This is a genomic window from Pseudomonas sp. NFACC04-2, assembly GCF_900119265.1.
GTDB lineage: Bacteria > Pseudomonadota > Gammaproteobacteria > Pseudomonadales > Pseudomonadaceae > Aquipseudomonas > Aquipseudomonas fluorescens_AA.
Genome location: NZ_FPJC01000010.1, coordinates 183730 through 205696 on the forward strand (window position 1 = coordinate 183730; position 21967 = coordinate 205696).

The 21967-nt window shown below is 61.1% G+C and carries 18 protein-coding genes; 17 read left to right on the forward strand and 1 reads right to left on the reverse strand.

Going from position 1 to position 21967, the window contains the following annotated elements:
* Positions 1 to 60: 60 nt before the first annotated feature.
* The 15 genes from bamA (at position 61) to ispD (ending at position 18797) form a co-directional block, all read left to right on the forward strand.
* Positions 61 to 2436: an outer membrane protein assembly factor BamA gene (gene bamA, locus BT125_RS15695; protein WP_072408285.1), complete on the forward strand. Its 2376-nt coding sequence runs from the start codon at positions 61 to 63 to the stop codon at positions 2434 to 2436.
* Positions 2437 to 2481: 45 nt separating this feature from the next.
* Positions 2482 to 2985, forward strand: a complete 504-nt coding sequence (locus BT125_RS15700; RefSeq protein ID WP_003184901.1) for an OmpH/Skp family outer membrane protein — start codon at positions 2482 to 2484, stop codon at positions 2983 to 2985.
* A gap of 3 nt (positions 2986 to 2988) precedes the next feature.
* Positions 2989 to 4044: a UDP-3-O-(3-hydroxymyristoyl)glucosamine N-acyltransferase gene (gene lpxD, locus BT125_RS15705; RefSeq protein WP_072408287.1), complete on the forward strand. Its 1056-nt coding sequence runs from the start codon at positions 2989 to 2991 to the stop codon at positions 4042 to 4044.
* Between the two features lie 105 nt (positions 4045 to 4149).
* Positions 4150 to 4590, forward strand: a complete 441-nt coding sequence (gene fabZ, locus BT125_RS15710) for a 3-hydroxyacyl-ACP dehydratase FabZ (RefSeq protein WP_003184897.1) — start codon at positions 4150 to 4152, stop codon at positions 4588 to 4590.
* Entirely contained in the window at positions 4587 to 5363 is a 777-nt protein-coding gene (gene lpxA / locus BT125_RS15715; RefSeq protein ID WP_053118863.1) for an acyl-ACP--UDP-N-acetylglucosamine O-acyltransferase, read from the forward strand. Before fabZ ends, lpxA begins: the two co-directional genes overlap by 4 nt.
* A gap of 2 nt (positions 5364 to 5365) precedes the next feature.
* Complete coding sequence (gene lpxB / locus BT125_RS15720) at positions 5366 to 6496, forward strand: lipid-A-disaccharide synthase (protein WP_072408289.1); 1131 nt, start codon at positions 5366 to 5368, stop codon at positions 6494 to 6496.
* The gene (gene rnhB / locus BT125_RS15725) at positions 6493 to 7146 is read left to right on the forward strand and encodes a ribonuclease HII (protein ID WP_072408291.1); all 654 of its coding nucleotides are present in this window, start codon (positions 6493 to 6495) and stop codon (positions 7144 to 7146) included. The genes lpxB and rnhB overlap by 4 nt, the downstream gene beginning before the upstream one ends.
* 200 nt (positions 7147 to 7346) lie before the next feature.
* Positions 7347 to 10868, forward strand: coding sequence for a DNA polymerase III subunit alpha (dnaE, locus tag BT125_RS15730; RefSeq protein ID WP_072408293.1), 3522 nt, complete (start codon positions 7347 to 7349; stop codon positions 10866 to 10868).
* Positions 10869 to 11017: 149 nt separating this feature from the next.
* Positions 11018 to 11965 carry an acetyl-CoA carboxylase carboxyltransferase subunit alpha gene (locus tag BT125_RS15735; protein ID WP_060738991.1) on the forward strand — a complete coding sequence of 316 codons (948 nt, stop codon included), beginning with the start codon at positions 11018 to 11020 and terminating at the stop codon, positions 11963 to 11965.
* 152 nt (positions 11966 to 12117) lie between these two features.
* Positions 12118 to 13443 (forward strand): tRNA lysidine(34) synthetase TilS, encoded by a 1326-nt coding sequence (gene tilS, locus BT125_RS15740; protein WP_072408295.1) that lies wholly within the window; start codon positions 12118 to 12120, stop codon positions 13441 to 13443.
* A 274-nt stretch (positions 13444 to 13717) separates the two neighbouring features.
* On the forward strand, positions 13718 to 15349 hold the full coding sequence (locus tag BT125_RS15745; protein WP_058542194.1) for a CTP synthase: 1632 nt from the start codon (positions 13718 to 13720) through the stop codon (positions 15347 to 15349).
* Between the two features lie 4 nt (positions 15350 to 15353).
* Positions 15354 to 16199: a 3-deoxy-8-phosphooctulonate synthase gene (gene kdsA, locus BT125_RS15750; RefSeq protein ID WP_072408297.1), complete on the forward strand. Its 846-nt coding sequence runs from the start codon at positions 15354 to 15356 to the stop codon at positions 16197 to 16199.
* A gap of 154 nt (positions 16200 to 16353) precedes the next feature.
* Positions 16354 to 17643, forward strand: a complete 1290-nt coding sequence (eno, locus tag BT125_RS15755; RefSeq protein ID WP_072408299.1) for a phosphopyruvate hydratase — start codon at positions 16354 to 16356, stop codon at positions 17641 to 17643.
* Between the two features lie 171 nt (positions 17644 to 17814).
* Positions 17815 to 18093 carry a cell division protein FtsB gene (ftsB, locus tag BT125_RS15760; protein ID WP_003184873.1) on the forward strand — a complete coding sequence of 93 codons (279 nt, stop codon included), beginning with the start codon at positions 17815 to 17817 and terminating at the stop codon, positions 18091 to 18093.
* A complete protein-coding gene (gene ispD / locus BT125_RS15765; protein WP_072408301.1) occupies positions 18090 to 18797 on the forward strand; it encodes a 2-C-methyl-D-erythritol 4-phosphate cytidylyltransferase in 708 nt (235 codons plus the stop codon). Before ftsB ends, ispD begins: the two co-directional genes overlap by 4 nt.
* 169 nt (positions 18798 to 18966) lie before the next feature.
* On the opposite strand, the gene BT125_RS15770 is transcribed toward ispD, so the two are convergent.
* Positions 18967 to 19863, reverse strand: a complete 897-nt coding sequence (locus tag BT125_RS15770) for a LysR substrate-binding domain-containing protein (RefSeq protein WP_072408303.1) — start codon at positions 19861 to 19863, stop codon at positions 18967 to 18969.
* 107 nt (positions 19864 to 19970) lie between these two features.
* Between BT125_RS15770 and BT125_RS15775 the strand changes: the two genes are divergently transcribed.
* Together BT125_RS15775 and fghA are read left to right on the forward strand one after the other, a co-directional pair.
* On the forward strand, positions 19971 to 21083 hold the full coding sequence (locus BT125_RS15775) for an S-(hydroxymethyl)glutathione dehydrogenase/class III alcohol dehydrogenase (RefSeq protein ID WP_072408306.1): 1113 nt from the start codon (positions 19971 to 19973) through the stop codon (positions 21081 to 21083).
* An 8-nt stretch (positions 21084 to 21091) separates the two neighbouring features.
* The gene (fghA, locus tag BT125_RS15780) at positions 21092 to 21937 is read left to right on the forward strand and encodes an S-formylglutathione hydrolase (protein ID WP_072408308.1); all 846 of its coding nucleotides are present in this window, start codon (positions 21092 to 21094) and stop codon (positions 21935 to 21937) included.
* Positions 21938 to 21967: the final 30 nt, after the last annotated feature.

Sequence of the window (21967 nt, forward strand, 5' to 3'; positions counted from 1 at the left end):
GCGAATCTGCCGCATTTTGCGGCAGTTTGTTTATTGCCAGTTGGAATAAGAAAGGACTTCATGAAACGTCTGCTGCTAACTGCGGTTCTCACCGTATTGATGATCGCCGAAGTTCACGCCGAGTCCTTCACTATCTCTGATATTCGCGTCAATGGCCTCCAGCGGGTCTCCGCGGGTAGTGTCTTTGGTGCCTTGCCGTTGAACGTCGGCGAGCAGGCGGATGATCGGCGCCTGGTGGAATCCACGCGTGCGCTGTTCAAGACCGGCTTTTTTCAAGATATCCAGCTGGGCCGTGACGGCAATGTCCTGGTCATCACGGTTGTCGAGCGCCCGTCGGTCGCCAGTATCGAGATCGAAGGCAACAAGGCGATCTCCACTGAAGACCTGATGAAGGGCCTCAAGCAATCCGGCCTGGCCGAAGGCGAGATTTTCCAGCGAGCCACCCTCGAAGGCGTGCGTAACGAGCTGCAGCGCCAGTACGTTGCCCAGGGCCGCTACTCGGCCACCGTCGACACCGAAGTGGTGCCGCAGCCGCGCAACCGCGTCGGCCTGAAGGTCAACATCAACGAAGGTACCGTGGCGGCCATCCAGCACATCAACGTGGTGGGCAACACGGTTTTCCCGGATGAAGACCTGATCGACCTGTTCGAACTCAAGACCACCAACTGGCTGTCGTTCTTCAAGAACGACGACAAGTACGCCCGTGAAAAACTCTCCGGTGACCTGGAGCGCCTGCGTTCCTACTACCTGGACCGTGGCTACATCAACATGGACATCGCTTCGACCCAGGTGTCCATCACCCCGGACAAGAAGCACGTCTACATCACCGTCAACGTCAACGAAGGCGAGAAGTACACCGTTCGTGACGTCAAGCTCAGCGGTGACCTGAAGGTTCCCGAGGACCAGGTCAAGTCGCTGCTGCTGGTACAGAAGGGCCAGGTGTTCTCGCGCAAGCTGATGACCACCACCTCCGAGCTGATCACCCGCCGCCTGGGTAACGAGGGCTACACCTTCGCCAACGTCAACGGCGTGCCGCAGCCACACGATGAAGACCACACCGTCGACATCACGTTCGCCGTGGACCCGGGCAAGCGTGCCTACGTCAACCGCATCAACTTCCGTGGCAACACCAAGTCCGAGGACGAAGTGCTGCGCCGTGAAATGCGCCAGATGGAAGGTGGCTGGGCGTCGACCTACCTGATCGACCAGTCCAAGACCCGCCTGGAGCGCCTGGGCTTCTTCAAGGAAGTCAACGTCGAGACACCGGCAGTGCCGGGCGTCGATGACCAGGTCGATGTGAACTACAGCGTCGAAGAGCAGGCTTCCGGCTCGATCACCGCCAGCGTCGGTTTCGCCCAGAGCGCCGGTCTGATCCTCGGTGGCTCGATCACCCAGAACAACTTCCTGGGTACCGGTAACAAGGTCAGCATCGGCTTGACCCGCAGCGAATACCAGACCCGCTATAACTTCGGTTTCGTGGACCCCTACTGGACCGCCGACGGCGTGAGCCTGGGCTACAACGCCTTCTACCGCACCACCGACTACGACGAGCTGGACTCTGACATCTCCAGCTATGCGGTGGACAGCTACGGTGTCGGCGCCAACATCGGCTACCCGATCAGCGAGACCTCGCGCCTGACCTTCGGCCTCACCGCCCAGCAGGACAAGATCAACACCGGTCGCTACACCGTCGACGAGATCTTCGACTTCGTTAACAAGGAAGGCGACAGCTACCTGAACTTCAAGGCGTCCGCCGGCTGGTCCGAATCGACCCTGAACAAGGGCGTGCTGGCGACCCGTGGTCATTCCCAGAGCCTGGTGTTCGAAACCACCACTCCTGGCAGCGACCTGTCGTTCTTCAAGCTCGACTACCGTGGCCAGCTGTTCCAGCCGCTGTCCGACAACTACACCATGCGTCTGCACACCGAGCTGGGCTATGGTGACGGCTACGGCTCGACCGACGGCCTGCCGTTCTACGAGAACTACTATGCCGGTGGTTTCAACTCGGTACGTGGCTTCAAGGACAGCACCCTGGGTCCGCGCAGTACGCCGAGCCGGGGCAACAATCCAGGCACCATTGCCGACCCGGACCAGGACCCGCTTCCGTTCGGTGGCAATGTCCTTATCCAGGGTGGTCTGGAAGTCCTCTTCCCGATGCCGTTCGTCAAGGATCAGCGTTCCCTGCGTACCTCGGTATTCTGGGACGTAGGTAACGTATTCGACTCCAAGTGCAGCGACACTACCAATGCCAACGGCACCCGATCCGATACTCAGTGCAACGACATCAGTCTGAGCAACCTGGCCAGCTCCGTCGGTGTGGGCGTGACGTGGGTCACCGCGCTGGGTCCTTTGAGTTTCGCGCTGGCAATGCCGATCAAGAAGCCGGATGACGCTGAAACCCAAGTGTTCCAATTCTCCCTCGGCCAGACGTTCTAAGCGTCTGACCCAAGATAACGACAATGGATTTTGTAGGAGTGCATCGTGCGTAAGTTGACTCAATTGGTTCTCCTGGCGACCGTGCTGGTCGCCGGTCCGGCTTTTGCCGACATGAAAATTGCCGTGCTGAATTATCAGATGGCTCTGCTGGAATCCGACGCGGCGAAGAAGTACGCCGTGGATGCCGAGAAAAAATTCGGCCCTCAACTGACCAAGCTCAAAGGCCTGGAAAGCAGCGCCAAGGGCATCCAGGATCGTCTGGTCGCCGGTGGCGACAAGATGGCCCAGGGCGAGCGCGAGCGTCTGGAGCTTGAATTCAAGCAAAAGGCCCGTGACTTCCAGTTCCAGTCCAAGGAGCTGAACGAAGCGAAAGCCGTTGCCGACCGCGAAATGCTCAAGCAACTCAAGCCGAAGCTCGACAGCGCCGTGGAAGAAGTCATCAAGAAAGGTGGTTTTGACCTGGTGTTCGAGCGTGGCGCAGTGATCGATGTCAAGCCTCAGTACGACATCACGCGCCAAGTGATCGAGCGCATGAATCAGCTGAAGTAATCCATGACAGCGACTATCAAGCTCGGCCAGTTGGCCGAGTTCCTTGGCGCCACCCTGCGTGGCGACCCGGAGAAGACAATTACTGGGCTAGCCACTTTGCGAGAGGCTGGCCCAGCTCAGTTGAGCTTTCTGGCAAACCCTCAATACCGCAAGTACCTGGTCGACAGCCGGGCCGCCGCGCTGTTGCTCAAGGCCGCTGATGCCGATGGGTTTACCGGCGATGCCTTGATCGTGCCCGATCCGTACCTGGCGTACGCCCGCATTTCCCATCTATTCGATCCCAAGCCGACATCGGCCGCCGGTATTCATCCCAGCGCCGTGATCGCCACAGATGCCGTGGTGGACCCTACCGCCAGCGTCGGTCCGTTCGTGGTTATCGAAAGCGCGGCCCGAATCGGTGCCGGCGTCACGCTGGGCGCCCATTGCGTCATTGGTGCGCGCAGCGAGATCGGCGAAGGTGGCTGGCTGGCGCCACGGGTCACCCTGTATCACGATGTGCGCATCGGCAAGCGGGTGGTGATCCAGTCCGGCGCCGTGCTGGGTGGCGAAGGGTTCGGTTTTGCCAACGAGAAAGGCATCTGGCAGAAGATCGCCCAGATCGGTGGTGTCACCATCGGCGATGACGTGGAGATCGGCGTCAACACCGCGATCGACCGCGGTGCCCTGGCCGACACAGTCATCGGTAATGGCGTCAAGCTCGACAACCAGATCCAGATCGCCCACAACGTCCAGGTCGGTGACCACACCGCCATGGCCGCCTGCGTGGGGATCTCCGGTAGCACCAAGATCGGCAAGCATTGCATGCTCGCCGGTGGCGTGGGCCTGGTGGGCCATATCGACATCTGTGACAACGTATTCCTGACCGGGATGACCATGGTGACCCACTCGATTACCGAGCCAGGCGCCTATTCTTCCGGCACAGCCATGCAACCGGCAGCCGAATGGCGCAAGAGCGCGGCGCGTATACGCCAGCTCGACGACATCGCGCGGCGCCTCAAGCAGGTGGAAAAGCGTGTAGGGGACGTGACCCCTGGCGGTAATGCTTCATCAGATGGCTGATACCATTTCCATATCAAGTGTGCACAGCCGTTAGGGCATCTTGATTTGCTAGCGGAGTGCGCGTCACTCGTGCGCTCCCAATCTTTACATAGGCTTCCCCCCGAAATGATGGACATCAACGAGATTCGCGAATACCTGCCTCACCGTTACCCGTTCCTGCTGGTGGATCGGGTGGTGGACCTGGACGTTGAAGGCAAGCGCATTCGCGCCTATAAGAATGTCAGCATCAACGAGCCGTTCTTCAATGGTCACTTCCCCGCGCATCCCATCATGCCGGGCGTATTGATCATCGAGGCGATGGCCCAGGCTGCCGGGATCCTTGGTTTCAAAATGCTCGACGTCAAGCCTGCCGATGGCACGCTCTATTACTTCGTCGGTTCCGACAAGCTGCGCTTCCGCCAGCCGGTCACCCCGGGCGATCAGTTGATCCTCGAAGCCAAGTTCATCAGTTGCAAGCGCCAGATCTGGAAATTCGAATGCCAGGCTTCGGTCGACGGCAAGCCAGTCTGCTCCGCTGAAATCATCTGTGCGGAACGCAAACTATGAGTTTGATTGACCCTCGCGCAATCATCGATCCGACGGCCGTCCTGGCCGCCGATGTCGAGGTCGGCCCGTGGTCGATTGTCGGCGCAGGTGTGGAAATCGGCGAGGGTACGGTGATCGGTCCCCACGTAATTCTCAAGGGACCGACCCGGATTGGTCGTCACAATCGCATCTACCAGTTTTCTTCGGTAGGCGAGGACACGCCCGATCTCAAGTACAAAGGTGAAGAAACCCGTCTGGTCATTGGCGATCACAACGTGATCCGCGAAGGCGTGACGATTCACCGTGGCACCGTCCAGGATCGTTCCGAAACGACCCTGGGCGACCACAACCTGATCATGGCTTACGCACACATCGGCCATGACAGCGTGATTGGCAACCATTGCATCCTGGTCAACAACACCGCGTTGGCCGGCCATGTGCACGTGGACGATTGGGCGATCCTGTCCGGGTTCACCCTGGTGCACCAGTATTGCCATATCGGCGCCCACAGCTTTTCTGGCATGGGCACCGCCATTGGCAAGGACGTCCCAGCCTATGTCACGGTGTTTGGCAACCCGGCCGAAGCCCGCAGCATGAACTTCGAAGGCATGCGCCGTCGTGGTTTCAGCGAAGAAGCGATTACGGCCCTGCGTCGCGCCTACAAGGTGGTGTACCGCCAGGGCCTGACCGTCGAGCAGGCGCTCGCCGAACTGGCCGAGGCTTCGGCGCAATACCCGGAAGTCGCGATCTTCCGCGACTCCATCCAGTCTTCGACCCGCGGCATCACTCGCTGATCATGGCTAACGTGCGCGTTGCACTGGTGGCGGGAGAGGCTTCCGGTGACATTCTGGGCGCGGGTCTGATGCGAGCGCTCAAGGCGCAGCACCCCGCAGTGGAATTCATCGGCGTCGGTGGGCCATTGATGCAGGCCGAAGGCCTGACCTCCTATTTCCCGATGGAACGCCTGTCGGTGATGGGGCTGGTGGAAGTGCTCGGTCGCCTGCGCGAGCTGCTGGCCCGGCGCAAGAAACTGATCCAGACCCTGATCGAAGAAAAACCGGATGTGTTCATCGGCATCGATGCGCCGGATTTCACCCTCAATATCGAACTCAAATTGCGTCAGGCCGGGATCAAGACCGTGCACTACGTCAGCCCGTCGGTCTGGGCCTGGCGGCAGAAGCGGGTGCTGAAGATCCGCGAAGGCTGCGACCTGATGCTGACGCTGCTGCCGTTCGAGGCCAGGTTCTACGAAGAGAAGGGCGTGCCGGTGCGGTTTGTCGGGCATACCCTGGCCGATACCATTCCCCTGGAGGCCGACCGCGAGGCTGCTCGCCAGGCGTTGGGCTTGCCCGACGGACCGCTGGTGGCCTTGATGCCCGGTAGCCGGGGCGGCGAAGTGAGTCGCCTGGGTGGCTTGTTCTTCGACGCCGCCGAACGCCTTCGGGCGCTGCGCCCTGGTGTGCGTTTTGTCCTGCCGTGTGCCAGTCCGCAGCGGCGCGTCCAGCTGGAAGCCCTGCTGGTCGGTCGCGATTTGCCGGTGACGTTGCTCGATGGCCGTTCCCATGACGCGTTGGCGGCCTGTGATGCGGTGTTGATTGCCTCCGGCACTGCTACCCTTGAGGCGTTGTTGTATAAACGCCCGATGGTGGTCGCCTATCGCCTGGCGCCGCTGACGTTCTGGATTCTCAAGCGCATGGTCAAGAGCCCCTACGTGTCCTTGCCGAACCTGCTGGCCCAACGCCTGTTGGTGCCGGAGCTGCTGCAGGACGATGCGACCGCCGAGGCGCTGGCCGCCACGCTCTCGCCCTTGATCGACGGCGGCGAGGAACAGACTCGGGGCTTTGACGAAATTCACCGTACCCTGCGTCGCGATGCCTCCAACCAGGCGGCTGACGCGGTACTGACCCTGATCGGCGCAAAACCATGAGCAATGTAAAGCTACAGATGGGCCTGGATTTCAACCTGGTCGCCGAAGTGGAAGAGCTGGTGGCCGGTGTCGATGAAGTGGGGCGCGGCCCGTTGTGCGGCGCGGTGGTGACGGCGGCGGTGATTCTCGACCCGAACCGACCGATCCTGGGGCTCAATGACTCGAAGAAACTCACGGAAGCCCGTCGCGAAAAACTCTACGACGAAATCTGCGAGAAAGCCCTGAGCTGGTGCATCGCCCGGGCCGAAGTCGAAGAAATCGATGAGCTCAATATCCTGCACGCCACCATGCTCGCCATGCAGCGTGCGGTGCAGGGCCTGCACATCACGCCGAAGTTGGCGATGATCGATGGCAATCGCTGCCCGAAACTGTCGATGCGCGCCGAAGCGGTCATCCAGGGCGACGGCAAGGTGCCGGCCATCGCGGCGGCCTCGATCCTGGCGAAGGTCAGCCGTGACCGGGAAATGAGCGCCTTCGAGTTGATCTACCCGGGCTACGGCATCGGCAGCCACAAGGGCTACCCGACCCCCGTTCATCTGGAAGCCCTGGCGCGCCTGGGGCCGACGCCGATTCATCGGCGCTCGTTCGCCCCGGTGCGGCTGGCCTATGAGGCCCGTGATGGCTTGATCGAAAGCGAGAGATTCGCCTGATTCATTGTGGCGAGGGAGCTTGCTCCCGCTTGGGTGCGAAGCGCCCATAAGAAGGGGCTGCTGCGCAGCCCAGCGGGAGCAAGCTCCCTTGCCACGTATCCAATCACTTCAATGAGCGGTATGGGTTGCAGGCTGATGTTTTACCCAAGGCCCGGTACAATCCGGGCCTTGTTGTTTTCATGACTTAACGCAGGATCACTATGCCGGCTTCATTCGTTCATCTACGCCTGCACACTGAATACTCCCTGGTCGACGGTCTGGTGCGGATCAAGCCTCTGGTCAAGACCCTGGTGGGCATGAACATGCCTGCCGTGGCGGTTACCGACCAGAACAACATGTGCTCGCTGGTCAAGTTCTACAAGGCCGCCATGGGCGCCGGGATCAAGCCGATCTGTGGCGCCGACCTGTGGCTGTCGAACAAGGACCCGGACGCGCCGCTGAGCCGTATCAGCCTGTTGGTGATGAACGCCGTGGGTTATCGCAACCTCACCGAGCTGATCTCCCGCGGCTTTATCGATGGCCAGCGCAACGGCTCGATCATCATCGAGCGCGAGTGGGTGGCCGAGGCCAGTGAAGGGCTGATCATGCTGTCGGCGGCCAAGGAAGGTGAAATCGGCCTGGCCCTGCTCAGTGGCAATCCCGACGAGGCCGAGACCCTGGCCCGTGACTGGATGGCGGTGTTCCCGGACCGTTTCTACATCGAGGTGCAACGCACCCACCGCCCCAATGACGAAGAGCACCTGCATGCCGCCGTGGCCCTGGCCGACAAGATCGGCGCGCCGCTGGTGGCGACCAACGACGTGCGGTTCATCAAGCAGGAAGATTTCGAAGCCCACGAAACGCGGGTCTGCATCGGTGAAGGCCGTGCCCTCGACGACCCGCGTCGGTCGAAGAACTACAGCGACCAGCAATACCTCAAGAGCGCCGAGGAAATGGCCGAGTTGTTCAGCGACTTGCCCGAGGCGCTGGAAAACACCGTCGAGATCGCCAAGCGCTGCAACATCGAAGTGAAGCTGGGCAAGCACTTCCTGCCCAACTTCCCGATTCCCGATGGCATGACCATCGACGAGTATTTCCGCAAAGTCTCCTTCGATGGCCTCGACGACCGCCTCCGCGTCCTGTTGCCCAAGGACACCACCGAAGATTACGAAGCCAAGCGCCAGGTCTATGTCGATCGGTTGAATTTCGAGCTGGATATCATCATCCAGATGGGTTTTCCCGGTTACTTCCTCATCGTGATGGACTTCATCCAGTGGGCCAAGAACAACGGCGTGCCGGTGGGCCCTGGCCGTGGATCGGGTGCCGGGTCGCTGGTGGCCTATGTGCAGAAGATCACTGACCTCGACCCGCTGGAATATGACCTGCTGTTCGAACGTTTCCTCAACCCTGAGCGGGTATCCATGCCCGACTTCGACGTCGACTTCTGCATGGACGGTCGCGACCGGGTCATCGACTACGTGGCCGAGAAATACGGCCGCAACGCGGTGAGCCAGATCATCACCTTCGGTTCCATGGCCGCCAAGGCGGTGGTGCGTGACGTGGCGCGGGTGCAGGGCAAGTCCTACGGTCTGGCGGATCGTCTGTCGAAGATGATTCCGTTCGAGGTCGGCATGACCCTGGAGAAGGCCTACGAGCAGGAAGAAATCCTGCGGGACTTCATCAAGGTCGACGAAGAGGCCGCGGAAATCTGGGAGATGGCCCGCAAGCTCGAAGGCGTGGTGCGTAACGTCGGTAAGCACGCCGGGGGCGTGGTCATCGCGCCGACCAAGTTGACGGACTTCTCGCCGATCTATTGCGACGAAGAAGGCGACGGCCTGGTGACCCAGTTCGACAAGGACGACGTCGAGGCGGCGGGCCTGGTGAAGTTCGACTTCCTCGGCCTGCGGACCCTGACGATCATCGACTGGGCGCTGAAAACCATCAACCGCGACCGGGCCAAGGTTGGCGAAGAGCCGCTGGACATTGCCTTCATCCCGCTGGATGACAAGCCGACCTACAGCCTGTTGCAAAAAGCCGAAACCACGGCGGTGTTCCAGCTTGAATCCCGGGGCATGAAAGAGCTGATCAAGAAGCTCAAGCCCGACTGCCTGGAAGACCTGATCGCACTGGTGGCCCTGTTCCGTCCGGGCCCCCTGCAATCGGGCATGGTGGATGACTTCATCAACCGTAAGCACGGTCGCGCCGAGCTGGCGTACCCGCACCCGGATTATCAGTACGACGGCCTCAAGCCGGTGCTGGCCCCGACCTACGGCATCATCCTGTACCAGGAACAGGTGATGCAGATTGCCCAGGTGATGGCCGGCTACACCCTCGGCGGCGCGGACATGCTGCGTCGAGCCATGGGTAAGAAAAAGCCCGAGGAAATGGCTAAGCAGCGCGGCGGTTTCATCGAAGGTTGCGCGAACAACGGCATCGATGCGGACCTGGCAGGCAACATCTTCGACCTGGTGGAAAAATTCGCCGGCTACGGCTTCAACAAATCCCACTCCGCCGCCTATGGCCTGGTGTCGTATCAGACGGCATGGTTGAAGGCGCATTACCCGGCGCCATTCATGGCCGCGGTACTGTCGGCGGATATGCACAACACCGACAAGGTCGTGACCTTGATCGAAGAAGTGCGGACCATGAAGCTGCGCCTCGACGCACCGGACGTGAACGCTTCGGAGTTCAAGTTCACGGTGAACGACGAAGGCCGCATCATCTATGGCCTCGGGGCGATCAAGGGCGTGGGCGAGGGGCCGGTGGAAGCCATCACCGAAGCGCGCCAGGACGGGCCGTTCAAGGACCTGTTCGATTTCTGCGCGCGGGTCGATCTCAAGCGCATCAACAAGCGCACCCTCGACGGATTGATCCGCAGTGGCGCCCTGGACCGGCTCGGGCCTTACTTCCAGGATGAGCCCAAGGCCTATCAGGCCAACATCGACCGCAACCGCGCGGTGTTGCTGGCGGCGATGGAGGAGGCGATCAAGGCCGCCGAACAGACCGCCCGTACCCACGACAGCGGCCACGCCGACCTGTTTGGCGGGCTGTTCGTCGAGGAAGACGCCGATGTCTACGGCAACCATCGCAAGGCCAAGGAACTGACCCTCAAGGAACGCCTCAAGGGTGAAAAAGACACCCTGGGCCTGTACCTCACCGGCCACCCGATCGACGAATACGAAGGCGAGATCCGCCGCTTCGCCCGCCAGCGTATCATTGACCTCAAGCCGGCGCGCGACACCCAGACGGTCGCCGGCATGATCATCGCCCTGCGGGTGATGAAGAACAAAAAGGGCGACAAGATGGGGTTCATCACCCTGGACGACCGCTCCGGGCGCATCGAGGCGTCACTCTTCGCCGATGCGTTCCATTCGGCGCAGTCGCTGCTGCAGACCGACGCGATGGTGGTGGTGGAAGGCGAAGTCAGCAACGATGATTTCTCCGGTGGCCTGCGGCTGCGGGTCAAGCGGGTGATGAGCATGGAAGATGCCCGGACCAACCTGGCCGAGAGCCTGCGCCTGAAGTTGCAGACCCAGGACCTCAAGGGCGATCAGCTACGCTGGTTGGGCGAATTGTTCAAGCGCCATCGCGGTGCCTGTCCGATCACCATGGAGTACGTACGCCCCGATGCCAAGGCCGTGCTGCAGTTCGGTGAAGGCTGGCGGATCGATCCGGCGGATGCGTTGATTCAAGCCTTGCGTGACCAGTTCGGCAAAGACAACGTCTTCCTCCAATACCGTTGACGGCCAGGGGCCACTGTTGAAACCGGAATGCCCCTGATCTCGACCTGAATTTTTAATCTCGACCTGAACGCGCCTCTCCCTTAAGGTAGGCGCGAATAGACAACCGGCCGGCCCAAGCTCTCTTGGACGTCGACCCAAGACGGACGCCTATGAACCCGAATTTTCTAGATTTCGAACAGCCGATCGCCGACCTGCAAGCCAAGATCGAAGAGTTGCGCTTGGTCGGTAATGACAATTCGCTGAATATCGGCGATGAAATCTCTCGTCTGCAGGACAAAAGCCGCACGCTGACCGAAGACATCTTCGGCAAGCTGACCAGTTGGCAGATCGCCCGCCTGGCGCGTCACCCGCGTCGTCCCTACACCCTGGACTACATCGACCACATCTTTACCGAGTTCGATGAGCTGCATGGCGACCGTCACTTCTCCGACGACGCCGCGATCGTCGGCGGCGTTGCCCGCCTGGACGAGCAGCCGGTGATGGTTATCGGCCATCAGAAAGGCCGCGAAGTCCGCGAGAAGGTGCGCCGCAACTTCGGCATGCCGCGTCCGGAAGGCTACCGCAAGGCGTGCCGCCTGATGGAGATGGCCGAGCGCTTCAAGATGCCGATCCTGACCTTCATCGACACCCCGGGCGCCTACCCGGGCATCGATGCCGAAGAGCGCAACCAGAGCGAAGCGATTGCCTGGAACCTGCGCGTCATGGCACGCCTGAAAACCCCGATCATCGCCACCGTGATTGGCGAAGGCGGTTCCGGCGGTGCGTTGGCCATCGGTGTCTGCGACCAGTTGAACATGCTGCAGTATTCCACTTACGCGGTGATCTCGCCGGAAGGCTGCGCCTCGATCCTGTGGAAAACGGCCGAGAAGGCGCCGGATGCCGCCGAGGCCATGGGCATTACCGCCGAGCGTCTCAAAGGCCTGGGCATCGTCGACAAAGTGATCAACGAGCCCGTGGGCGGCGCCCACCGCGACCCGGCTGCGGCGGCGGCACTGATCCGCGCCGAGCTGAGTTCCCAGCTGTCAATGCTCAAGAAGTTCGACAACGACGCGCTGCTGGCCCGTCGCTACGAGCGGTTGATGAGCTACGGTCTCTGATCTGACCAAGCTTCCAGCAGTTGTGTGGGGAGCCAGTGTGGGAGCGGGCTTGCTCGCGAAAGCGGTTTAACATTCAACCCATGTGTTGACTGATTCACCGCCTTCGCGAGCAAGCCCGCTCCCACATTTAATTTGTGCCAAGGCTGATACCCATGAACGCAAGCATCGACCTGCCAACCCGGCTCCTCACACAACTATCCCCCTGGCGCAACGCCGCCACCTGGCGCATCGCCTTCTCCGGCGGCCTCGACTCCACCGTCCTGCTACACCTTCTCGTGACCCTTTCGCAACACCACGCCTTGCCCGCGCTAAGTGCTATCCACGTGCATCACGGCCTTCAGGCGGTGGCCGAGGCGTGGCCGGATCATTGCCGTTCGGTCTGTGCCGCCCTTGGCGTACCGCTGGAGGTGGTGAATGTGCAAGTGCGCCCTGGCGCCAGTATCGAGGGGGCAGCCCGGCAGGCGCGTTATGGCGCGTTCGTGGCGGCCCTCCAGGGCAATGAAGTGCTGCTCACCGCCCAGCATCGTGATGACCAGGCCGAAACCTTGTTGTTTCGCCTGCTGCGGGGGGCAGGGGTGAAGGGCTTGGCGGCGATGCCACGGCAGCGGCCTTTGGGTCTGGGGCATCTGCTGCGGCCTTTGCTCGAGGTGTCCCGTGCCGAGCTGCAAGCCTATGCGACGCAACAGGGCTTGAGCTGGATCGACGACCCGTCCAACGATGATCACCGGTACGCGCGCAACTACCTGCGCCAGCGGGTTTTTCCAGTGCTGGCCGAGCATTGGCCGCAAGCCTCGGCGACCCTGGCCCGAAGTGCTGCGCACATGGGTGAAGCCCAAGGGTTGCTGGACGACTTGGCGCGGATCGACTTGGCCCAGGCCATGACCCCGGATGCGTTCGATTGGCTTGGGCTGCAATCGCTGGTGCTGGCGCCGTTGCGGGTGTTGTCGCCGGCCCGTCAGCGCAACGCGTTGAGCCACTGGCTGGCACCCTTGACCCTGCTGCCCGATACCGATCACTGGGCGGGCTGGGACTCGTTGCGCGATGCCGCGGGCGATGCCCGGCCCATATGGCGCCTGGCCGGTGGCGAGCTGCACCGGGCCGCCGGGCGGGTCTGGTGGTTATCCGACCATTGGCGATGTTCGCCGCCAGGCCCCGTCGACTGGGCGGATCCGGTACTGCCGCTGCGCTTGCCGGGCAATGGCCAGGTGGTGCTTATCGGCCAGCCGCCTGCGGGGCCGCTCAGCGTGCGCTATCGTCAAGGCGGCGAGGTGCTGGCGTTAGCGGGTCGTGGCCATCGTGATCTCAAGCGTTTGCTCAATGAAAAGGGCGTGCCGGCGTTCGTTCGCGGCCGATTGCCGCTGCTCTATCAAGGCGAGCAATTGCTGGCGGTGGCCAACCTGGCCGGGCTCGATGCACAAGCTGATAGCAGTTGGCGATTGATCTGGACGCCAGGAAACCAAGATCTGGGTTTGAGCTGAAAGGGGCTTTCCGGTAGACTACGCTCCCTTCTTGATACAACTTCTGTGGATTCGCCTGAATTGCAGGAGTTGCCGATTACCAAGCAGTCTTTGCTGGGCGATTCCAAAAAATGTGTAGCGAGCAACGTACCGGTGATTTCACTTCCGGTCTGTCCCAACGCGGCGGTTTTTTTGAAAGGTGCACTGTGATTAATGCAGGTGATCGGGGGCTTCGGCCTTCCTTCGCTTTCCCCGGCGGCTCGGACCGCTTTAACGCAGACTTCTAGGGTTTTTCATGACGCGCTACATATTCGTCACGGGCGGTGTTGTTTCTTCATTGGGGAAAGGCATTGCCTCGGCTTCATTGGCGGCCATCCTGGAGGCGCGGGGACTTAAGGTCACCATGCTCAAGCTGGACCCGTACATCAACGTCGACCCGGGCACCATGAGCCCGTTCCAGCACGGTGAAGTGTTCGTCACCCACGACGGCGCCGAGACCGACCTGGACCTGGGCCACTACGAGCGGTTCATCCGCACGACCATGACCCAAAACAACAACTTCACCACCGGCCGTGTCTACGAGCACGTGCTGCGCAAGGAGCGTCGCGGTGACTATCTGGGCGCGACCATCCAGGTCATCCCGCACATCACCGACGAAATCAAGCGCCGCATCATCAAGGGTGCCGGCGACGCCGACGTGGCAATGGTCGAAATCGGCGGGACCGTGGGCGATATCGAGTCCCAGCCGTTCCTCGAAGCCATCCGCCAGTTGCGTTTCGAAATCGGCGCCAAGCGCGCGATGCTGATGCACCTGACTCTGGTCCCGTACATCGCCACCGCTGGCGAAACCAAGACCAAGCCGACGCAGCACTCGGTCAAGGAACTGCGTTCCATCGGCCTGCAGCCTGACGTGTTGATCTGCCGCTCCGATCACCCGATCGACATCTCGTCGCGTCGCAAGATCGCCCAGTTCACCAACGTTGAAGAGCGCGCGGTCATCGGCCTGGAAGACGCCGACACCATCTACAAGATCCCGGGCATCCTGCACTCCCAGGGCCTGGACGATTTCGTCGTCGAGCGCTTCGGCCTGCAGTGCGCCAGCGCCGACCTGTCCGAATGGGACGCCGTGGTCGATGCCAAGCTCAATCCGGAACACGAAGTCACCATCGCGATGGTCGGCAAGTACATGGAACTGCTGGACGCCTACAAGTCGCTGATCGAGGCAATGAGTCACGCCGGTATCAGCAACCGCACCAAGGTCAACCTGCGCTACATCGATTCCGAAGACATCGAGAACCAGGGCACTGGCTTGCTCGAAGGCGCCGATGCGATCCTCGTGCCGGGCGGCTTCGGCCTGCGGGGCGTGGAAGGCAAGATCACCGCCGTGCAATACGCTCGTGAAAACAAGGTGCCTTACCTGGGGATCTGCCTGGGCATGCAAGTGGCGGTCATCGAGTTCGCCCGTAACGTGCTGGGCTGGAAAGACGCCAACTCCACCGAGTTCGATCGCGCCAGCGGCCATCCGGTCGTGGGCCTCATCACCGAATGGGAAGATGCCACCGGCGCCGTGGAAGTGCGCACCGAAAGCTCGGACCTGGGCGGCACCATGCGTCTGGGCGCCCAGGAATGCCTGCTCGAAGCCGGCTCCAAGGTGCACGATTGCTATGCCAAGGATGTGATCGTCGAGCGTCACCGTCATCGCTACGAAGTGAACAACAACCTGCTGCCGCAACTGATCGAGGCCGGCCTGAAAATCTCCGGTCGTTCCGGTGATGGCGCGCTGGTGGAAGTGGTCGAGTCCCCGGACCATCCGTGGTTCGTCGCCTGCCAGTTCCACCCCGAGTTCACCTCGACGCCACGGGACGGCCATCCGCTGTTCAGTGGTTTCGTGAAGGCCGCTTTGGCTCAACACCAGAAAAAGGCATAAGACGATGGCCCAGAAGATCATCCGCGTCGGCGACATCGAAATTGCCAACGACAAGCCCATGGTGCTGTTCGGCGGCATGAACGTGCTGGAAAGCCGCGACATGGCGATGCAGGTCTGCGAGGAGTACGTGAAGGTGACCCAGAAACTGGGTATTCCTTACGTGTTCAAGGCCAGCTTCGACAAGGCCAACCGTTCGTCCGTGACGTCCTACCGTGGTCCGGGCCTGGAGGAAGGCATGCGGATCTTCCAGGACATCAAGCAAGCCTTTGGTGTGCCGATCATCACCGACGTGCACGAGCCTGCCCAGGCCTCGGTTGTTGCCGAGGTCTGCGACATCATTCAGTTGCCGGCTTTCCTGTCGCGCCAGACCGACCTGGTGGTGGCGATGGCCAAGACCGGTGCGGTGATCAACATCAAGAAAGCCCAGTTCCTCGCGCCCCAGGAAATGAAACACATCCTGAGCAAGTGCGAAGAGGCCGGCAATGACCAGTTGATCCTCTGCGAGCGTGGCTCGAGCTTCGGCTATAACAACCTGGTGGTGGACATGCTCGGCTTCGGCATCATGAAGCAGTTCGAGTACCCAGTGTTCTTCGACGTGACCCACGCCTTGCAGATGCCCGGTGGTCGCTCCGACTCCGCTGGCGGTCGTCGCGCCCAGGTCACCGACCTGGCCAAGGCGGGCATGAGCCAGTCCCTGGCCGGCCTGTTCCTGGAGGCCCATCCCGATCCGGACAACGCCAAGTGCGACGGCCCTTGTGCCTTGCGCTTGAACAAGCTGGAACCTTTCCTGTCTCAGCTCAAGGCATTGGACGAGCTGGTCAAGGGTTTTCCGACGATAGAAACCGCGTAACGCGGTTTTCTCCGGTAAAGTACCGCTCGATAAACGCTCTGGCCTGCGGGCCGGGCGTTATCGTCGGCAAGCCTGCCCGCTGCTCTCTACCCGCCGACGGTAAAAGATTTCCTCTCGCTGCGTCGTTTTCGTCAACTTTGGAGTGTTTACAACAATGGCAAAAATCGTCGACATCAAAGGTCGTGAAGTTCTCGACTCCCGTGGCAACCCCACTGTTGAAGCGGACGTGCTTCTCGACAACGGTATCATCGGCAGCGCCTGCGCGCCGTCCGGTGCTTCCACTGGCTCGCGCGAAGCGCTGGAGCTGCGTGATGGCGACAAGAGCCGTTACCTGGGCAAGGGCGTGCTCAAAGCCGTCGCCAACATCAACGGCCCGATCCGTGAACTGTTGCTGGGCAAGGACCCTGCCGACCAGAAAGCCCTCGATCACGCGATGATCAAGCTCGACGGTACCGAGAACAAAGCCACCCTGGGCGCCAACGCTATCCTCGCCGTATCCCTGGCAGCTGCCAAGGCCGCTGCCCAGGACCAGGACCTGCCACTGTACGCGCACATCGCCAACCTCAACGGTACCCCGGGTGTCTACTCGATGCCGGTGCCGATGATGAACATCATCAACGGCGGCGAGCATGCCGATAACAACGTCGACATTCAGGAATTCATGGTGCAGCCAGTTGGCGCCAAGACCTTCTCCGAAGGCCTGCGCATGGGCACCGAGATTTTCCATCACCTCAAGGCCGTGCTGAAGGCCCGTGGCCTGAGCACTGCCGTTGGCGACGAAGGCGGTTTCGCACCGAACCTGGCGTCCAACGAAGACGCGCTGAAAGTGATCTCCGAAGCCGTGGCCAACGCTGGCTACAAACTGGGTACCGACGTGACCCTGGCCCTGGACTGCGCCGCCAGTGAGTTCTTCGAAGACGGCAAGTACAACCTGTCCGGCGAAGGCCAGGTGTTCACCGCCGAAGGTTTCGCCGACTACCTCAAGGGCCTGACCGAACGTTATCCGATCATCTCCATCGAAGACGGTCTGGACGAGTCCGACTGGGCTGGCTGGAAAATCCTCACCGACAAGATCGGCGAGAAGACCCAACTGGTGGGTGACGACCTGTTCGTGACCAACACCAAGATCCTGAAAGAAGGCATCGACAAGAAGATCGCCAACTCGATCCTGATCAAGTTCAACCAGATCGGCACCCTGACCGAAACCCTGGAAGCCATCCAGATGGCCAAGGCCGCCGGCTATACCGCCGTGATCTCCCACCGCTCCGGTGAAACCGAGGACTCGACCATTGCCGACCTGGCCGTGGGCACTGCGGCAGGCCAGATCAAGACCGGTTCGCTGTGCCGTTCCGACCGTGTTTCCAAGTACAACCAATTGCTGCGTATCGAAGAGCAATTGAATGGCAAGGCCAAGTACAACGGTCGCGCCGAGTTTCGCGGTTAAGCGGTAAATGGTAAAAAGACAGCGGCTTAGGTCGGAAAAGTCGCCATGGCGGCGCTTTTCCCTCTAATCTGATGCCTTATCAAGCACAAGCCTGGTTCTTCCAGGCTTCGTGCTATCAGACGCTTCAAAGTTTGGCATGGCGGTCTTTTTTCACTGGATACCTGATATTCGATGCGCAGTCCCAATTGGTTGTTTCTTGTCTTGCTCCTGTTGCTGGCCGGCCTGCAGTACCGCCTGTGGGTGGGCAATGGCAGCTTGGCGCAAGTGGCCGACCTGACTCAGCAAATTGCCGACCAACACGCCGAAAACGAGGCGCTGCTGGAGCGTAATCGGGTGATGGACGCCGAAGTGACAGAGTTGAAAAAAGGCATGGAGACCGTTGAAGAGCGGGCTCGACATGAACTGGGCATGGTCAAGGAGGGCGAAACCCTCTACCAGTTGGCCCAATGAGTATGCGTTTGCCGGCCTTCTGGGCCGTGATTCCTGCCGCGGGCGTTGGCGCCCGGATGGCCGCCGACCGTCCCAAGCAATACCTGCAACTGGGCGGACGCACAATTCTCGAACACAGCCTCGGCTGTTTCCTCGACCATCCCACCGTCAAGGGTGTGGTGGTCAGTCTTGCACACGATGATCCTTACTGGCCGACCCTGGCCTGCGCCAGCGACACACGCATCCAGCGTGTCGACGGTGGCGAGCAACGTTCCGATTCAGTGCTCAATGCCTTGCTGCATCTGCACGGGCAGGGTGCCGACGATCACGATTGGGTGCTGGTACACGACGCTGCCCGCCCCAATCTGGCTCGGGCCGACCTTGACACACTGCTCAGCGAGTTGGCGAACGACCCGGTCGGCGGCCTGCTGGCCGTTCCGGCACGCGACACCCTCAAGCGCGTCGACAAGCATGGCCGCGTGCTGGAAACCGTTGATCGCAGCGTGATCTGGCAAGCCTACACGCCGCAGATGTTCCGCCTCGGTGCCTTGCACCGAGCCCTGGCCGACAGCCTGGTGGCGGATGCGGTGATTACCGACGAAGCGTCCGCCATGGAATGGGCGGGGCAGGCGCCTCGGTTGATCGAGGGGCGTTCGGATAACATCAAGGTCACCCGGCCGGAAGACCTCGAGTGGTTGCGCCAGCGTTGGGCGAATCGGCATTGAGCGGGACCTGTTCCCTCGTTAGATCTTCAGCATCTGGGCCGGCGCCATCGCGAGCAAGCTCGCTCCCACAATGGACCGCTGTGAACAGTTGTCCATTGTTCGACGATAAACCCCTGTGGGAGCGAGCTTGCTCGCGATAGCAATCGTTCAGGCAACATAAAATTCACTGTCATCCCCGATACTCCGGCCGCTGCGCCAACCCCTCCTTCAAATACTCCACCAACTTGCGCACCTTCGGCGACAGATGCCGCTGCTGTGGATACAACGCCCACACCGCCGTATTCGGCGGCTGATGGGCTTCCAACAGGGAGATCAACGCACCACTGTGCAAATGCTCCAGCACGTAGTAATCCGGCAACTGACACAACCCCACGCCCTGCAGCGCCGCATCGAGCACCGCTTGCCCACTGTTGCAGCGCCAGTTTCCCTGCACCCGTTGGGAAAATTCCCGCCCGTTCTGCTCCAGTTGCCAGATGTCGGAGCTGCCGACCAGGCAATTGTGGCGGCTCAGTTCCGACACGCTGTGGGGCCGGCCATAGCGTTCCAGGTAAGAGGGTGAGGCGCACACGTACATGCGCCGGGGTGCCAGACGCATGGCGACCAGACGGGAGTCCTGCAAGCGACCCAGGCGAATCGCCAGGTCCAGGCTCTCATGCACCAGGTCCAGTGGGCGATTGCTCAGCTCGATGTCGACCCGCAACTGCGGGTAGAGCCCCATGAACCGTGTCACCAGGGGCACGATAAACCGTTCGCCATAGGCCACGGCACAGGTCATGCGGAGCATGCCCTTGGGTTCGCTGGTCAGGTCGCCGACGGCTCGCAGTGCTTCTTCGCGTCCATCCTGCAGACGCTGGCAATGCTGCAAAAAAGTTTGTCCGGCTTCGGTCAGGGTCACCCGGCGGGTGCTGCGGTACAGCAAGCGTGTCTGTAGACGCTCTTCGAGTCGTACGATTTGTCGACTGATATGGGAGGAGGAAACCCCGAGACGCTCGGCGGCGGCGGTGAATTGGTTGCATTCGGCCACGGCCACAAATTCGTCGATGCCTTCCCAGCGGTTATCGGACATGAAAGATTATCCCTGTGCAGCAATAATGTTTTGCTTTTGGCTGGATTATTCATTTTCCGGCGGAGGATTACACTCCCGGTCTTGTATTTATTTGCTGGAGTACCCGAATGATCAAGTCGCGCGCTGCCGTTGCCTTCGAGGCCAAGAAACCCCTGGAAATCGTTGAAGTCGACGTCGCCATGCCCAAGGCGGGCGAGGTGTTGTTGCGCGTGGTGGCTTCCGGTGTCTGCCACACCGATGCCTACACCCTGTCGGGCGCCGACCCGGAAGGGATCTTCCCGTCGATCCTGGGTCATGAAGGCGGCGCCATTGTCGAAGCCATCGGCGAAGGTGTGACTTCGGTGGCGGTGGGCGACCATGTGATCCCGCTGTACACGCCGGAGTGCGGCCAGTGCAAGTTCTGTAAGTCGGGCAAGACCAACCTCTGCCAGGCGATTCGCGCCACCCAGGGCAAAGGCCTGATGCCGGATGGCACTTCGCGTTTTTCCTACAAGGGCGAGACGATTTTCCACTACATGGGCACGTCGACGTTCTCCGAGTACACCGTGCTACCGGAAATCTCCGTCGCGAAGATCCCAAAAGAAGCGTCGCTGGAAAAAGTCTGCCTGCTGGGTTGTGGCGTCACCACGGGCATCGGCGCGGTGCTCAACACCGCCAAGGTCAAGCCGGGTGATACCGTGGCGATCTTCGGCCTGGGCGGTATCGGCCTGTCGGCCGTGATCGGCGCCGTGAAGGCCAAGGCCGCGCGGATCATCGCCATCGACATCAACCCGGCCAAGTTCGAAATCGCCAAGCAACTGGGCGCCACCGATTGCGTCAACCCGAAAGACTTCGACCGTCCGATCCAGGAAGTCATCGTCGACATGACCGATGGCGGCGTGGACTTCTCCTTCGAATGCATCGGCAATGTGCAGTTGATGCGCGCCGCGCTGGAATGCTGCCACAAGGGCTGGGGCGAGTCGGTGATCATCGGCGTGGCCGGGGCCGGCCAGGAAATCGCTACCCGTCCATTCCAGTTGGTGACCGGGCGCGTCTGGCGCGGTTCGGCCTTTGGCGGCGTGCGCGGGCGCAGCGAATTGCCAAGCTACGTGGAAATGGCCGAGAAGGGCGAGATCCCGCTGGATACCTTCATTACCCACACCATGGGCCTGGAAGATATCAACAAGGCGTTCGACCTGATGCATGAAGGCAAGAGCATCCGCACCGTTATCCATTTCTGAGGTCGGTCATGAGTCTGGAAAACATTTCTTGCCAGAAAAGCTTTGGCGGCTGGCACAAGCGCTACCGGCACCGTTCCGACGTGCTGGGTTGTGACATGGTGTTTGCCGTGTACCTGCCACCGCAAGCCGAGCAGGGCGGCAAGTTGCCGGTGCTGTATTGGTTGTCCGGGCTGACCTGCACCGACGAGAACTTCATGCAAAAGGCCGGCGCCCAGCGCATGGCCGCCGAGTTGGGCCTGATCATCGTCGCGCCGGACACCAGCCCTCGTGGTGCCGACGTGCCGGGTGATCCGGACAATGCCTGGGACTTCGGCCTGGGGGCGGGCTTTTATCTGAACGCCACGCAGGATCCGTGGGCGCGGCACTATCGGATGCATGACTACGTGGTGCAGGAATTGCCGGCGCTGGTCGAAGCGCATTTCCCGGCTTCGGACAAACGCGGCATCAGTGGCCACTCCATGGGCGGTCACGGTGCGCTGGTCTGCGCCTTGCGCAACCCGGGGCGTTACCGTTCGGTGTCGGCTTTTTCGCCGATCAACAATCCCATGGATTGCCCATGGGGTCAGAAGGCGTTCTCCCGTTACTTGGGCGAAGACCGCTCGAAATGGCGGGAATGGGATGCCTGTGCATTGATTGCCGAGGCGCAGGAGAAGCTGCCACTGCTGGTGGACCAGGGCGATCGCGATGATTTCCTGGCCAACCAGCTCAAGCCCGAAGCCTTGCAACAGGCGGCCAAGTCCGCCGGCCATCCGTTGGAGTTGCGCCTGCAACCGGGCTACGACCACAGCTACTTCTTCATCGCCAGCTTCATTGACGACCACTTGCAGCATCATGCGCGCGCTCTAAACGCCTAATGCAGGTAGAATCACGCCCTGACAAAAATC